Origin of the sequence: Streptomyces filamentosus (assembly GCF_014654895.1) — a bacterium.
GTDB classification, from domain to species: Bacteria; Actinomycetota; Actinomycetes; order Streptomycetales; family Streptomycetaceae; genus Streptomyces; species Streptomyces filamentosus.
On sequence record NZ_BNBE01000002.1, the window covers coordinates 1,542,497 to 1,555,930 of the forward strand.

Below are 13,434 nucleotides of genomic sequence, written 5' to 3' on the forward strand. Positions count from 1 at the left end.
CATGTGACTGTCGGCTTGGTTGCTCGTTGGTCCGTTCGTGGCGAAGAGGAACTCCCGGCCGTGGATCGTGTCAGACGAACTGTGGTCGCTGGTCGAGCCGTTGCTACCGGTCCCGGCGCCGAAGCTGGTGGCGGGACGGCCGCGGGTGCCCGACCGGCAGGCCCTGTGCGGGATCCTGTTCGTGCTGCACACCGGGATCCAGTGGGAGTACCTGCCCCAGGAGCTCGGCTTCGGGTCCGGCATGACGTGCTGGCGGCGTCTAGCGACCTGGAACGAGGCCGGCGTGTGGGACCAGCTGCACCTGGTCCTGCTCAAGAAGCTGCGCTCGGCCAAGCAGCTCGACTGGTCGAGGGCGGTGATCGACTCCAGCCACGTCCGGGCCGCTCGACGCGGCCCAAAAGCGGACCCAGCCCGGTCGACCGTGCACGGCCGGGCAGCAAGCACCACGTCCTCGTCGACGGACGGGGAATCCCACTCGCCGTGTCGCTGACCGGCGGAAACCGCAACGACGTCACCCAGCTGATGCCTCTGCTCGCGAAGATCCCGTCCGTCGCCGGCCTGGTCGGCCGACCCAGGCGACGTCCGGACACGCTGCTGGCCGACCGGGGCTACGACCACGACAAGTACCGCCGTCTCGTCTGGGCGCAGGGCATCAAACCGGTGATCGCCCGCCGTGGCGTCCCGCACGGATCCGGCCTCGGCGTCCACCGCTGGGTCGTCGAGCGGACGATCGCCTGGCTGCACGGCTTCCGGCGTCTCCGCGTCCGCTGGGAACGACGCGACGACATCCACGAAGCCTTCCTCGGCCTCGCGACCTGCCTCATCACCCACCGCCACGTCCAACGCCTTTGTTAGGACCTATTAGCGACGCCATCCGCATCGTCCACGGGCCAGAGGCCGCCGAGACCCCGAAGGCCCGCTAGCCCCCGAAGCGGCCCCACCCACGCCCCGCATGCCCCTCCCGGAGAGCGCCATGTCCTCGTTCCGCTTCCGCCCTCGTCGCCCCGATGAGGACTACGACGCCTATGAGCAGGCGTTCATCGACGCCTGGGACTCCTTCTGTTCCCGGCGCCGGCTCAACCCCTACCCCGCCCAGTCCACCGGCGATCCCTACCTCGACGCGCGCAACGCCTCAACCGAGTACGCGGCACGCCCCCGCTGGGGCGCACTCCGCCACGCACTCGGCCGACTCGCGCGCTAGCTCCGAAAGCGGCTGACGCGATGCCGTGGCGCCTGAGCGCCGGCCGCGCGAAGTGGGCCGCCGTCCGGGGACCTGATCCCCGGGGCCCGCTGCGCCGCGATCTCGCCGAGCACATGGCCCACGAGCTCTTCACCCAGCCGTCCATCTACGAGGCCGACGCCGTGATGCCGGCCCGGTAAGTCACCGGCTGCGGCCTCATCCGCCGCACCTGTCGGCCGTCCGACCGGCGCCGCACCGCCCTCTGACCCGCTCGCCGCCCGGCTCGCCCCTGAGCCGGGCTCCCGGAAGGAGCCCCATGTCCAAGGCACGCCCACCGGCGCACGTCGTTCCCTCCCCGGTGAACCTGTCCATGCACCTGGCCGAGCACGGGCTGCCCGGCTACCGGTCGAAGACCTCGATCATGCTGCTCCGTCGTGAGCGGGCCAAGCGGAACGCGCCGCTGCCCGCCCTGCTCCCCGTCGAAGTGCGAGCGCACCACCGGCTGATGCAGCGGATCTGCGACGAGATCCACCGCCGTGGGGGCGAGACCTGGATCGAGGGCAAGTACAAGACCGCGTACCTGGAGCCCACCGACAAGCGCGACGGCCTGGTGCTCGTGCACGCCGAGGGGTGGCGTTCGTACGGCAAGGCCCCCGCCCGGATGGCCCGGCTGAGCTACCTGTGGGGCCGGGACGACGCCGGATCCGGCCCGTGGGCCGTCCGGGTGCCCGGCAGCATCACCACGGTCACCGACGCACTGGACTGGCTGACGCCCGCCCCCGTTCACAGGGCCCTCGCCAAAGGGCTGAGGGTCCGGCGCCAGGGCGACGTGTTCGCCATCGAGACCACCCGGACCCGGGACGGCCACGGTCTGGAGGACCTCCCGGAATCGCACGTCTGGCGGCCGGCGACCCGCTACCTCGTCCACCGGCCCGAGGACGACCGCCGCCACCGACCGCTGTGCCTGCCCTGGCCCGTCCAGTTCGTGCGGCAGACCGCATACGAGATGGGCCGCACCAACACCCGCGGCAACGCCGACTGACCCCCACCCCTCGCCCCGTCGCCCGGCCAGGGCGACGGCCGGGCAGGAAGGAAGCCACCGATGTACACGCCCTTCGGTCCACCCATCGACCTCAGCAGCCTGGCGAACTTTGCCCAGGTGGACGCCCGCCCCCGCCGCACCGTCTTCTGTGGCCGCGTCTCCACCAAGGACAACCAGAACCCCTCTTCGTCCATCCCCCGGCAGGTCGCCCTGGCCGCCCAGCGCCTGGAGGAGGGCGAGGAGTTCGGCGCGTACTTCTGGGACGTCGAGTCCGGGATGCTCCCGCCGGAGGCCCGCGGCCTCGGCCCCAAGGAGATGTACGACGCGCTGCAGGTTCCAACCCCCCGGGACGGCGGCCTCCAGGACCTCCTCGACCGGGCCGAGATGATGGGGATCACCCACGTCCTGGCCGAACGCGCCGACCGGATCGCACGCGCCATGCTGACCAGCCTCACCGTGGAACACGAGCTCCAGAAGACCGGCGTGGAGGTGATCTACGCCAACGAGCCGACGGGCGGCACCAAGTCCGGCCAGCTGCGCTCCCGCCGCTACAGCCAGGTCGAAGCGGAGGTGTACCGCACCGTCCTGCTGGAGATGTCCATGGGCGGCCAGATCCAGCACGCCATCAACGGCTGGAACCACGGCTACCCGCCGTACCCCTACACGACGGCCATCGACGAGAACGCCCCGGCCTCAGCCCGGAACCGGTTCGGCGAGGCGCGGCCGAAGAGGAAGCTGATCCCGCACCCGGACAGTCGACGCTTCACCGCCGCTGCGGAGCTGCACCGGCTGCGGCGCGAGGAGCACCTCAAGGCAGCGGACATCATCGCGGTCCTGTCCGCCGAGCCGGACCGGTACCCGGGCAAGTGGACGCACAACCTCGTCGAGGGGCTGATCGCGAACCCGAAACTGGCCGGGTACCAGGTGTACAACCGCAAGGCATCCCGTACGGGGCGAGCGGGCTACTCCCGGTGGAACCCGATCAGCGAGTGGGTGTGGTCGCCGCGGCCCGTGCACGACGCCGTCGTCAGTCTGGATGAGTGGAAGCAGGCCCAGGAAGTCACCGCCGGCCTCCGCGGCGGTGCGGAGGGCGGCCCGCTGACGCGGATCCGTGCCGAGGCCGGCCGTCTCGGGCTCACGGTCACCTTGGTCGAGGAGCACGGGAGTCACTCGACCTACCGGGTCGGGTCGCAGCGGATCGTGCTGCCGACCCCGATTCCGGAAGCCCTGGTGCAGCAGATCATCGAGGACCTGAGGAGCTCAGTATGAGCGAGGAGATCATCGAGTGCCGGGCCGTCAGGCGTGGGCGGGGCTGGGCGGTCCACGCTGCCGAGTACGGCGTGTACGGGCATGGCAGCACGTTGAAGCGGGCCTGCGCGAGCGTCGAGCAGGGGCTCGCCCTCATCGGGATCACCACCCCGGTGAGGCTCGTCGCGGTCTCGCCGGAGCTGGAGGAGCTGCGCGCGGCGGACGCGGCCCGCACCGCTGCACTCGTGGAGGCGGTGAAGGCGCTGTCCCTGCGGCGGGCGACGATGGGCGACATCGCCATCGCCACCGACACGCCACGACGCCAGGTCAAGACGATCCTCGCCTCACTCAAGGACATGGCGCCGGCAGACTCCACGGACGCCGGTTCCCCCGAGCCGGAACCGGGGCCGACCGACGGCGAGTGCACCTGCGTCGTCAACTGCGCCGAGGACCCCACCTCGGGCTGTTCCCGCGGGAAGACCCTCCCAGAGATTGCTTAATTGGATTTACTAGAGTAGTCTGTGTGTCATGAGCTCGACAGAGCCTCAACTACCCGTCCATCGCGGAGGATTACTCTTGCCCACGTCGATCGACACCGCCGTCCACTTTCACCCCCAGGGCACTCCGGGAACCCTGTGCAACAAGCACAACCGTCAGCTCCTCGCGGTCAACACGTGCCAGGTCGCCCGGCTCCAGGGCTACGACGACACCATCAGCACCGAGGAGATCGAGGCGTGCTTCCGTGTGGTGAAGGGCGAGCGGTACCGCTACAGGCCGCAGCCCGCCACCTACGAGGCGGTGCGGTCCGGCCTCAAGGCCCCGCTGACCGTGGCGGACCGCGCCGACGACATCAAGGACCGCGTCTTCACCGCGGTCGACCAGGGGCACCCGGTCCTCGTCTCGGATGAGGACGGAAACGAGTTCTACCTCATCGCGATCCCCGCCACTCCCTGACGGCTACGACTCCCTGCCCCCTCCGCCATGGGGAGGCTGCGCACCGGCGCAGCCTCCCCATGGCCGTTCCACCCAACCGGACCATCTGCACCCCAGGAGCAGCACCATCTCCGGAAAGCCCCCCGGCACCCCGCCTGGACGTCCTCCCGTACCGCCCTGTGCCGTGTAGGCCTTATCCGGCCAAGATCGGCGCGTGGGACCTGATGCAGGGCGGACAGCCTGTCGAGCGGATCAGGTGCTTTGGCATGATCCCTATCGCAGCCTCAGCCTCGCCCACATCAACGGAGTTTTACCCATGAAGACCGCCCCGCTGCTCGGCGCCGCCTCGGTGCTCTTGGCCCTCGTCCTGACCGGATGCGGCCAGAACGACGCCCCGGAGCCCTCTGCTCCTTCCGGGTCCCGGCAGCCGGCCACGGCCGGCTCGGCCGAACTGCCGGCTGGGATAGCTTCCTTCGGTGCCGCCCAGCCGCTGGAGAGCGGCTCGTGGACAGCAACGGTCCGCTCGCTGCAGGAGATGACACCGCCCGCGAAGGACTCGGTGCCCTCCGGCTGGTCCGCGGCCCGTGTAAAGGTGGCGCTCACCAACACCGGAACGGATATCGCTCTCCTGCCCGAGACCTCGGTGACCGTCCGCGTCGGTGAGCTCGGCCTTGAGACCAAGCCGATCACCGGCCAGGGCGTTGCCGGGTTCCCCGAGCCGGACGCCGGCGCCAAGGTCAAGCCCGGAGCCACGTTCACCGCCGACTTCGGTATAGCCGTTCCACCGCGCAGTGCAGGGCAGCGGGCCACCGTCACCCTCGAGGTGACGCAGGCCGGCCTGGCCCAGGCCGACGCGGTGTTCTTCGAAGGCAAGGTTCCGGGCGCCACCACTGCCGCTTCGCCTCCGCCCGCGGCCACCGCGGCTGCAGGCGGGCGGCTCTCGCTCGGTCAGTGGTCCCCAGACGGCGTCCGTATCTCCCCGCTGCAACTCGCCGCGGACGACAACGGACGCCGCGCGGCCTCCCTCGAGCTGTCGGTGCGCAACGACAGTGACGACCCCCGCCCCGGCATGGGCATCACCGTGCGGGTCCTGGTCGGCGCCGAGCTCACCACCGCGGACACTGCGTCGGCCGGCCTCGGTTACCACGACGCGCCCATCGCACCTCATCGCACCGCCACGAGCACCGTCGACGTCTCCGTTCCCTCCCGCTCGGTCCCGGGCCCCGTGACCGTCGACGCGGAACAGCGCGGCGGGGACCGCCTCACGTTCGAGGGGGCTCTCAAGTGATCGGATCCGTCCCGGCCACGGCTCCCGGCCAACACCAAGCCGTCCAGAGAACCGGCCACGACGGGAAGACGGCTGGACCGAACAAACGCATCCAGGCATCCGCACAGGTCACCGTCACCGTCGGCTCCGCCACGTGGGCGCAGGCGTCGGGCACAAAGCCCTCCGAGGCCGCGGTCCGCACGGACATCGTCGACGTGCTCCGGCAAGCCCTGCAGCAGGACGTCGTCCTGACGAAGGCGGAGGCCCGCATCGCTGTCAAGCCCGTCACCGTGCTCGACAGCGCACCAGAGATCACCAAATCGGTGAACGCCGCCATCTTCGAGCAGATCCAGCTGTCCCCCGCTCCCGCCCACGGTCGCGCCGACGAGGCCTTGCAGCAGCAGCTGGCCGCCGGCAAGACCACCGCGGTGCGCTGCGGCCGCGGCGGACGCCTCGTGCAGGCCCTCGGCCGCGGTGGCTCCGTCGACTTTCCCCCCGCTCCCGCCATGTACGCCGACCGGCACGGGCGGCTGACACTGCAGGCCCCCCGGCTCACCCACCTGCCCCCGGACGACGCGTGGTTCCACGCCCCCACCGAAGTTGTCGCTCTGCTGCTGTTCCCACAGCTCGCCGTCCTCCTCGACGGCGCCGACGCCGACGTGATGAGCGGGCTGCGCCGACTGGTGGCCTGAGACCGACGGACGGGATCTCAGGCGCCTGCCCCGCGGTGGGCGTCGGACGCAGGACGAATACCCGCTCCGGTTCGAACCCCCTCAGGACGAAGACGAGAAGATCATCGAGCCCGGTCGCTTCTGACTCGACGCCGGAATTCGCGCTGCCCGGCGGTCACGGCGCGCGTGGTCTCAGCCAGCAAGCGGAGCGATGGTGATGACGGCTTCCGAGCCGATGATCTGCCTCGTGACGGTGTAGTCCTGGGGATCGTCGTCGCCGGGTGTGTAGGCACCGGTCAAGGAGCCGAACAGGTCCGGGTCTGCCGCGTCTGCGAGCAGCACGTTCAACGCCTGCTCCGCGGCGGCCTGGAGGACGTCCGGGGCGAGGTTCAGGCAGACATCGTGCAGGTCAGTCAGCTCGCGCACGTCGAAGCCATGCCGGAAGGTGCTGTCCGAGTAGGCCCGCGCCAGCCGCCGAAAGCCCAGTTCACCGCGCTCGAGCATCTCCATGGGCAGATCGTTGAAGGTGTCCATCACGCGCGTGCACGCCCACAGGGCCAGCGCGGCCACCTGGGCCGGGGCTCGGCCCTGTTCCTCCAGCAGGTCCTCGCGGCAGACGCCGCAGTCGTCCCGGGCCGCCCCGTACATCCGGGCAATCGCGACGCTGTCCACGTTCAGGGCGCGGCCCTGACCGTTCAGCCAGGCCGCGTCGTAGGGCGCCGGCCCCACCAGCTCGGCGGCGATATCTCGTTCGTGACGATGGTCGACAACGTTCACCGCTGGCTTGCTCCCGTCGGACAGGACACACGTGTGCCGATTCGAGTGTCCCCACCCCCGTGCGCTCCGGAACGACACCGACCGCAACCCACCGGAATGCGCGCACACGGCTTCGCCTTCGCCTTGGGTTTGAACGGGAGTCGACCGCTTGTGGTCACTTGCAGCCGCAGGGACGGATAGGACGCCGGAGCCGGCAGCCGAGACGGGGTCCCGCGCTCCTGGTCGACCTCAGCATCGCCCAGATCTGCCGCGCCCCGGGCCGCCCAGCAGATACTCCAGCAGAAGGTCGCGATGGTCTTCCTTGCGCGGGTGACCGGCAGGCAGCGAGCAGGAGCCGAGCCGGAGGCCGGGCGTTGCGCTGACCCAGGCTCCGCAGAGCTCGGGTGCGTCGTCATCCACCCAGGAGTACCGCATCGCGACGTTGTGGTGCGGTGAGTCGTGATCGCGCTCCACATCGCACGACCACGGCTCCCATGTACCGTCCTTGCCCCGGGGGATCTCAAGCTCCGGGCACAGCGGCTGCTCCGTGGCACGGCGGAAGCGCAGGGCGAACCCGGCCCCGCTGACCGCTCGGGGGAAGGGCTCCGCCCCGTAGCCCGCGCGGCGCAGCGCCTCCTCGCAGGGACGGCCGATGTGCTCGTAGTCCCAGGTGAGCCGGGCGAACCCTCCGCTGCGCCAGTCCTCGTGGGCCCAGACGCTGTGCAGAGCCCCGTGCTCCTCGCTGTCGGCGTGCTTGTCGAGCGTGGCCTCGAGGAGCTCGGCGACGAAGTCCCGCTCGCGCAGCGAGACGTATCCCGAGCGGCGGGACAGCCGGTAGTCCTCGGCGTGAAGGCTGGACCGGGACAGTGTGCGCACCCGTCCGCCGGTGAACGCGTCGACTGCCGTCACCTCGTCCGCGTCCTCGCCGGTGATCCGTACGACCGCTGCACTGCCTGCCCGGCATGACCGGTAGAGCCGCCCGGTCAGCGCGTGAGACGCCGCGTCCAGCACGTTCGCCCCCTTCTGTCCTCACGCTTTACCAACGGTCCGGCCACAGTACCGATGCCCGAGGGGCCGACCCGCCGTTCGAAGTCAGCCGTCGGCGAGCGCCGCCACGTCGGCAGAGGCCGAGACTCCGTCCGTGAACCCTCCGCCCCTCGGGGCCGCGTAGGCGCCGTGACCTCGATGTGCTGTGCCGCATCAACAGGTGCGTGTGGTATGCGCCCACTGGTAGGCTTCGCAAAGCGCACCTCGCTTGTGCGCGCCGACCCGGGCCCACCCCCGGGACACCGGTGAACTGTGCTGCCGCGCGGGGGCGAGCGACGACCGGTGCCCTCTTCTGAACCGTGCACCCTGGCCATGCTCGTGGTGGGACGAACAGCAGGTGTCAGGGCGCGACGAAGGAGAAGGATGTCCTCCGGCAACACCACCAACCAGGAGCGGATCGCCCGCGCGCTGAACCGCTCGACCGGCTGCGGGTACCAGAAGGCCCTGCAACGGGTCAGGGCCGCGGCCGCCGCCGGCCGGCTGCCCGCCAAGCTCGACCAGGCGGGCCGCGACCAGGCCGTGCGGATGCTCGCCGAGGACCACGCCCAGCCCGCCCGGGCGGCCGTGCCGGGCGAGAAGGCCGCCGGCGCCCGGCCGGAGCACCAGGTGGGCGATCTGCTCAACGTGCCGCCCGCCGACCTGATGGAGGCGCACCGGGCGATGGAGAGGCTCCGGGGCCTGCGGGACAAGGAGCGCACCGTCGCGGCCATGCGGGCGCAGCGGGACCAACGACTGAACCCGTACCTCATGCCGCAGGTCCTGGAGGGGCTGCTGGAGCGAGGTGGCGTGGGCAAGACTGTCACCGAGTTCTCCGAGCTGACTGGCCTACTCGCCGAGCAGCAGGGGGTGGGGCGGGACCCGGTAGTCGACGTGGACCCGCCCGCCTCCTCTCTGGACTGGCTGAGGCAGGCGGCCGCGCTGTTGCCGGAGCCCGGGTACGAGCCGGTGTTCGTGGACGTGGACACCCTTCCCTCCCGCGCCCCCAAGCTGACGCCGCAGGAGAAGGACGAACTGCTGCGCCGACTCGCCTCCGACGACCCGCAGTAGCCCGGCCCGGCGGTAGGGCCTGACTCGAAGACGGGTCGGCACCGCTGCGTGCCAGGCCGCAGCCCGGGGCAACACGACTTCCCACGCCACCGACTGACGGCTGACCGCGTCCCCGAAGATGGGCCGCCGCAGGTCAGCGCGATGGAAGCGACTGAGGTGGTGGCTCGTATACGAACAACGGACGCATCCGGGCCAGCCATCTCACCGAGGGTGTCGAATCCGGAGCCGGCCGTACTGCCGACGAGACACATCAGCCTCTTGACGCGCTCAAAAGGGCACCGCAGGAATAACTTGGCGGTCTTCCAGCGGTGCCCGGTGACGCGTCAGCTGAGGGCCCACGCATCGGGCAGAACCTTAGAGCATGGCGCACTGCTCACGCATCGTCATACCTCGCCCCTGCATCGGCCCTCTCGGGGCATTCCACCGTATTTCCCCGTGGCTGCCGACGTGCACTGTGTTCCTGACCCGCGGCGGTCCATCTTCGCTGTCAGAAACTGCGTTCGGTCCGCCTTCGGTCCAGGGTTACTGCCACAGCCCAACAGGTGCCGAGCGTCGAGCCGGCCCGCAGAATCTCCTCGCCCGTATGTCACACGGACGTCCTGCGGCACACCTCTATGGATGTTCGTTCCTGGCCGCGGCTTCCCGAAGGAGTTCTCCATGCGCACGTCCGAGCACACCCCGGCAGCTCCTCGGCGGCGGCGCCGGTTCGCCCGGCTGCGCCGCCTGCTGTGGCGCGCGGCCGGGGGCGGTGTAGAACGCGCCGAGATGACCACGGGGCGGGCGGTTGGCCGGGCCATGCTCTTCACCCTCCTTGCCGTCAGCCTCGTCGGCACCTTGATGACGACGATCTACTTGCCCGCCCCGTGGGGGCGCCTGCTGGTGCTGCCGGCCGCGGTGGGGGCGCTCTGCGCGGGACTGGTCGCATGCGTTCACGCCTTCGTCGCCTCGTTCGCGGTCGTCGAGGCGGCGCACCGGCGGTCTGCCGCAGCAGGCGCTGCGCTGCGGCGGTCTGCCGCGCGCCGGCGGGGTTCCCGCGCGGCGGCGGCACCGAAGTGACGGCAGGGCTGCTCCCGGCATGTTGCCGTTCCGCAAATACTCGGTGGAGCAAGTCGGAAATACCGGGTCATAACGATCTTGACGGGTTAGGGGTCCGGTGTCAGATTCGGGGTGATCACCGCTCAGATTCACGAGGGGCGGTGGTGGTTGAAGGCTGTGCTGTTGCGTGCCGAGGGGGTGTCACATGGGCATAAAAGCGTCTGAGCTGTCCGCGTCGGGGCAGGGCGCCCAGGCCCCTGCGGCCGCCCGGGCCCAGGAAGGACGTGACGGTGGCCGGTCGCGGGGTGACCGACTTCGCTCCGGCCGCGCTGCTGAGCGAACGCACAGGCGTGAATCTGTCACGGGAGGAGTTGGCCCGGTCCGCGTCGCGGTACGAGCCGTGTCTGAGTGCTGCCCATGTCAGCCTGTACGAAGTCGGGGCACGAGTGCCGCAGTTGAGCACGCTCGTTGCGCTGGCCCGGGCGCTCGGCGTGGAGGTTCGGTCGCTGCTGGTGCCGGTCGAGACCGAGGACCTGGCCCGGTTGAGGGTGGAGGCCGGCATCCGGCAGCGCGATCTTGCGCGGTCGCTCGGCCTGCCGCAGGCCCGCTGGTCAAGGATCGAACGGGGCCTCCTCCCACCAGGGCCGGCGCTCCTGCGCGAGCTGGCCGAGATTCTCGGCAGACCCCTCGACGTGGTGGCCCGCTCGTCTCTCCAGACCCGGCGCCGCGCCCTGGCGGCGCCGTCGCGGCCCAAGCTCCGCGGGACACGTGCGGCGAGAGAAATGACCATGCCGGGGCGCAGGTTGGCCGCGTACGCTCCTTAGCTCGCACGCGCCCCGCCGGCTGACCCGGGCCTGTCCGGAGAGCCGAACGGTGCACTTCCACGACCACGAATGAGGGGGATATGTCAATGGCACTGTCCAAGGTAGGCGTCTCGAAGGCCGAGAAGATCCGTACGGCGGCCGCGTTGGGTCTGGGTGCCGCCGTGCTCCTGGCCGGCTGTGGCACCGATTCCGACACCCCGGTCGCCAAGAAGACGTCTGCCGCACCCGCCACCAGCGCGTCTCCTTCCGCCGATCCGGAACAGCAGGCCAGGGAGCAGGTTCTTGCGGCCTACCGCGGTATGTGGGCGGAGCAGGTGAAGATCTACGGCAGCGGGTCGTTCAAGGGCTCGCAGCTGGAGAAGTACGCCGCCGACAAGGCCTTGGCGAAGGTGCGCGCCGCGGCCTTCTACTACCAGAACAACGACCTGGTGGTGAAGGGCAAGCCGAAGCTGGAGGACGACCCGAAGGTCACGCTCAGCCTCGGTGGCGCGTCGAAGAGCGCGGTGATCGTCGACTGCGTCGACAGCACGAACTTCGTGCCCGAGAACCGCAAGACGGGCGAGAAGTCCGAGCTCGACAGCACCAGCCGGCGCAAGGTGCAGACGTCCAAGGCCCAGTACAGCAGCGGCAGGTGGATGATCACCGACTCCACGATCGACAAGGGGTCGACATGCTGAGCCTGCGCGGCCGCGGGGTGCTCCTCGCGGCCGCCGCCGCGGCCGTTCCCCTCCACCTGGGCCTTCTCGCCGCTCCGGCCTCCGCCGAGGGCGGCGGCAAGCCCAGCGGCGGCGTCACGTGCCCCGAGCTCGTCCCCGACTGCGACATCAACGCGGGCGGGGGCGGCGGCCAGGGCAAGCCGGACAAGCCCAGACCGGGCGGCAAGCCGAGCGGGGGCGGCGGCGGGTCCGCCAAGTGCTACATCGAGTGGGACAACATCGGTGAGGTGCCCTGCCACGACGAGGACATGGGCTGGTTCAACCCGGTCGGCCAGTGCTACTGGGAGCTCCTCGAACCGCAGCCGGCCAAGGACGCTGCCGACTGGGAATGGGGCACCGCGGCGCCCGACAGCGGCGCCGAGCGGGCCAAGGGCAAGGTCTACAACGTGACCTGCCCCGGCGCGGGGCGGGAACTCATGGGCGGCAGCACCTGGTCCCTGAACCCGCCGCCCGGGTTCGGCGGCGGTCCCACCCCCGAGGAACTCGCCCAGGAAGCGATCAAGAAGATGCGCCTGCTGGGCGCCGACATCCGCACCGCACCGGGGGCCGGCAAGACCGGCCTGGTCGGCATGCCCGTGTGGATCTGGAACAACAAGACCCCGCGCACCTGGGGGCCCGTCACCGACAGCGCCTCCGCGCCCGGCATCACCGTCACCGCGACCGCCACCGTGAAGAAGATCGAATACGTGATGGGGGACGGCGGCTCCGAGGTGTGCACCACCGCAGGCACACCGTACGAGAAGCGGTTCGGCGGACGGACCAGCCCTGACTGCGGCTACCGCTACACCAAGACATCCGCCTCCCAGCCGGACAACGCCTTCACCGTCAAGGCGACCACGACCTGGGTCGTCCACTGGGCCGGCGGCGGCCAGGAAGGCGACATCACCACCACGCGGGAGGCCGAGCCCGCTCAGATCACCATCGGCGAGGCCCAGGCCGTCGCCAAGCCCTGATGCTCCCGCACCGCGAAGGAAGCCGCCCATGAGCACCACCGCCAAGCCGTCAGCACCCGACACTGCGCCCCCGGCGCCGGCTCCCCAGTCCCTGGTGCGCCAGCACGTCGTGCGCCGGCGCCGCTCCAGCTGGATAGCGCTCGGCGTGGCCGTGATCTGCATATCCGGTGCCGCAGGCGGCTGGCTGTACACGGAGACCAGCCACCGCGAGCCGGTCGTCGCCGTCGCCCGGGACGTGCCCATGGGCGCCGAGCTGAAGGCCGAAGACCTCGTCGAAGCACAGATCGCCACCGATCCGGCGCTCACCCCTGTTCCGGCCCGCGACCTGACCAAGCTGATCGGCAAGCGCACCACGGTGGGCCTGGCCCGCGGCAGCCTGCTGACCCGCGCGTCGGTGACGGACGAGCCCCTCGTCAAGGCCGGGGAGCAGCTGGTGGGTGTCTCGCTCACCCCCTCGCGGCTTCTGGCGACCCGGCTGAGCCCGGGCCAGAAGGTCAAGGTGATCCACACGCCGAAGGACTCGGCGGCCGGAGCAGACGATGACGACAAGGCGACCGGGCAGTCGATGCAGGCCACGGTGATCGAGGTGGGCCGCCCGGACAACTCCGGCGCCCGCGTGGTCGACCTCGCCGTCACCCAGCTCGACGGCACCCGGCTGGCCATCTGGGCCGCGGCCGGAGAGGTCACCTTGTCGATCGTCCCGGCGGAGGGCTGA

The 13,434-nt window shown here is 70.6% G+C and carries 17 protein-coding genes; 15 read left to right on the plus strand and 2 right to left on the minus strand.

Annotated features, from left to right (window positions below; all coding sequences use genetic code 11):
• The first annotated feature begins 37 nt into the window (after window positions 1-37).
• The 9 genes from IE326_RS25835 (at window position 38) to IE326_RS25875 (ending at window position 6,362) form a co-directional block, all read left to right on the plus strand.
• Window positions 38-855, plus strand: a protein-coding gene (locus tag IE326_RS25835; RefSeq protein ID WP_229915624.1) for an IS5 family transposase whose coding sequence is annotated in 2 segments (ribosomal slippage) — window positions 38-398 and window positions 398-855 — 819 coding nt in all. Because the reading frame shifts where the segments join, the coding sequence is not laid out codon by codon here.
• A 118-nt stretch (window positions 856-973) separates the two neighbouring features.
• On the plus strand, window positions 974-1,201 hold the full coding sequence (locus IE326_RS25840) for a hypothetical protein (protein ID WP_190043170.1): 228 nt from the start codon (window positions 974-976) through the stop codon (window positions 1,199-1,201).
• Between the two features lie 20 nt (window positions 1,202-1,221).
• Window positions 1,222-1,380, plus strand: a complete 159-nt coding sequence (locus IE326_RS25845; RefSeq protein ID WP_190043171.1) for a hypothetical protein — start codon at window positions 1,222-1,224, stop codon at window positions 1,378-1,380.
• 116 nt (window positions 1,381-1,496) lie between these two features.
• Window positions 1,497-2,222: a hypothetical protein gene (locus tag IE326_RS25850; protein WP_190043172.1), complete on the plus strand. Its 726-nt coding sequence runs from the start codon at window positions 1,497-1,499 to the stop codon at window positions 2,220-2,222.
• Between the two features lie 60 nt (window positions 2,223-2,282).
• Window positions 2,283-3,491, plus strand: coding sequence for a recombinase family protein (locus IE326_RS25855; protein ID WP_190043173.1), 1,209 nt, complete (start codon window positions 2,283-2,285; stop codon window positions 3,489-3,491).
• Window positions 3,488-3,970, plus strand: a complete 483-nt coding sequence (locus tag IE326_RS25860) for a hypothetical protein (protein ID WP_190043174.1) — start codon at window positions 3,488-3,490, stop codon at window positions 3,968-3,970. Before IE326_RS25855 ends, IE326_RS25860 begins: the two co-directional genes overlap by 4 nt.
• A gap of 76 nt (window positions 3,971-4,046) precedes the next feature.
• Entirely contained in the window at window positions 4,047-4,424 is a 378-nt protein-coding gene (locus IE326_RS25865; RefSeq protein WP_190043175.1) for a hypothetical protein, read from the plus strand.
• A 295-nt stretch (window positions 4,425-4,719) separates the two neighbouring features.
• A complete protein-coding gene (locus IE326_RS25870) occupies window positions 4,720-5,691 on the plus strand; it encodes a hypothetical protein (RefSeq protein WP_190043176.1) in 972 nt (323 codons plus the stop codon).
• Window positions 5,688-6,362, plus strand: a complete 675-nt coding sequence (locus tag IE326_RS25875) for a hypothetical protein (protein ID WP_190043177.1) — start codon at window positions 5,688-5,690, stop codon at window positions 6,360-6,362. The genes IE326_RS25870 and IE326_RS25875 overlap by 4 nt, the downstream gene beginning before the upstream one ends.
• Window positions 6,363-6,533: 171 nt before the next feature.
• Here the strand turns inward: IE326_RS25875 and IE326_RS25880 are convergent, their stop codons facing one another.
• A complete protein-coding gene (locus tag IE326_RS25880) occupies window positions 6,534-7,118 on the minus strand; it encodes a hypothetical protein (protein ID WP_190043178.1) in 585 nt (194 codons plus the stop codon).
• Window positions 7,119-7,346: 228 nt separating this feature from the next.
• Window positions 7,347-8,108: a hypothetical protein gene (locus IE326_RS25885; protein ID WP_190043179.1), complete on the minus strand. Its 762-nt coding sequence runs from the start codon at window positions 8,106-8,108 to the stop codon at window positions 7,347-7,349.
• 399 nt (window positions 8,109-8,507) lie between these two features.
• On the opposite strand from IE326_RS25885, the gene IE326_RS25890 reads away from it, so the two are divergent.
• From IE326_RS25890 to IE326_RS25915, 6 genes are all read left to right on the plus strand, one after another.
• On the plus strand, window positions 8,508-9,191 hold the full coding sequence (locus IE326_RS25890; protein ID WP_190043180.1) for a hypothetical protein: 684 nt from the start codon (window positions 8,508-8,510) through the stop codon (window positions 9,189-9,191).
• Between the two features lie 657 nt (window positions 9,192-9,848).
• The gene (locus tag IE326_RS25895) at window positions 9,849-10,247 is read left to right on the plus strand and encodes a hypothetical protein (protein WP_190043181.1); all 399 of its coding nucleotides are present in this window, start codon (window positions 9,849-9,851) and stop codon (window positions 10,245-10,247) included.
• A 284-nt stretch (window positions 10,248-10,531) separates the two neighbouring features.
• Window positions 10,532-11,050, plus strand: a complete 519-nt coding sequence (locus IE326_RS25900) for a helix-turn-helix transcriptional regulator (protein ID WP_190043182.1) — start codon at window positions 10,532-10,534, stop codon at window positions 11,048-11,050.
• A gap of 86 nt (window positions 11,051-11,136) precedes the next feature.
• Window positions 11,137-11,727 (plus strand): hypothetical protein, encoded by a 591-nt coding sequence (locus IE326_RS25905; protein WP_190043183.1) that lies wholly within the window; start codon window positions 11,137-11,139, stop codon window positions 11,725-11,727.
• Window positions 11,721-12,719 carry a hypothetical protein gene (locus IE326_RS25910; protein ID WP_190043184.1) on the plus strand — a complete coding sequence of 333 codons (999 nt, stop codon included), beginning with the start codon at window positions 11,721-11,723 and terminating at the stop codon, window positions 12,717-12,719. The genes IE326_RS25905 and IE326_RS25910 overlap by 7 nt, the downstream gene beginning before the upstream one ends.
• Before the next feature lie 28 nt (window positions 12,720-12,747).
• Window positions 12,748-13,434, plus strand: coding sequence for an SAF domain-containing protein (locus IE326_RS25915; protein ID WP_190043185.1), 687 nt, complete (start codon window positions 12,748-12,750; stop codon window positions 13,432-13,434).

What these genes read in the sequence shown, in the direction of transcription:
- IE326_RS25840 (WP_190043170.1), top strand. Translation starts at nt 974, where the DNA reads ATGTCCTCGTTCCGCTTCCGCCCTCGTCGCCCCGATGAGGACTACGAC.
- IE326_RS25860 (WP_190043174.1), top strand. Translation starts at nt 3,488, where the DNA reads ATGAGCGAGGAGATCATCGAGTGCCGGGCCGTCAGGCGTGGGCGGGGC.
- IE326_RS25855 (WP_190043173.1), top strand. Translation starts at nt 2,283, where the DNA reads ATGTACACGCCCTTCGGTCCACCCATCGACCTCAGCAGCCTGGCGAAC.
- IE326_RS25845 (WP_190043171.1), top strand. Translation starts at nt 1,222, where the DNA reads ATGCCGTGGCGCCTGAGCGCCGGCCGCGCGAAGTGGGCCGCCGTCCGG.
- IE326_RS25905 (WP_190043183.1), top strand. Translation starts at nt 11,137, where the DNA reads ATGGCACTGTCCAAGGTAGGCGTCTCGAAGGCCGAGAAGATCCGTACG.
- IE326_RS25915 (WP_190043185.1), top strand. Translation starts at nt 12,748, where the DNA reads ATGAGCACCACCGCCAAGCCGTCAGCACCCGACACTGCGCCCCCGGCG.
- IE326_RS25910 (WP_190043184.1), top strand. Translation starts at nt 11,721, where the DNA reads ATGCTGAGCCTGCGCGGCCGCGGGGTGCTCCTCGCGGCCGCCGCCGCG.
- IE326_RS25850 (WP_190043172.1), top strand. Translation starts at nt 1,497, where the DNA reads ATGTCCAAGGCACGCCCACCGGCGCACGTCGTTCCCTCCCCGGTGAAC.
- IE326_RS25895 (WP_190043181.1), top strand. Translation starts at nt 9,849, where the DNA reads ATGCGCACGTCCGAGCACACCCCGGCAGCTCCTCGGCGGCGGCGCCGG.
- IE326_RS25890 (WP_190043180.1), top strand. Translation starts at nt 8,508, where the DNA reads ATGTCCTCCGGCAACACCACCAACCAGGAGCGGATCGCCCGCGCGCTG.
- IE326_RS25870 (WP_190043176.1), top strand. Translation starts at nt 4,720, where the DNA reads ATGAAGACCGCCCCGCTGCTCGGCGCCGCCTCGGTGCTCTTGGCCCTC.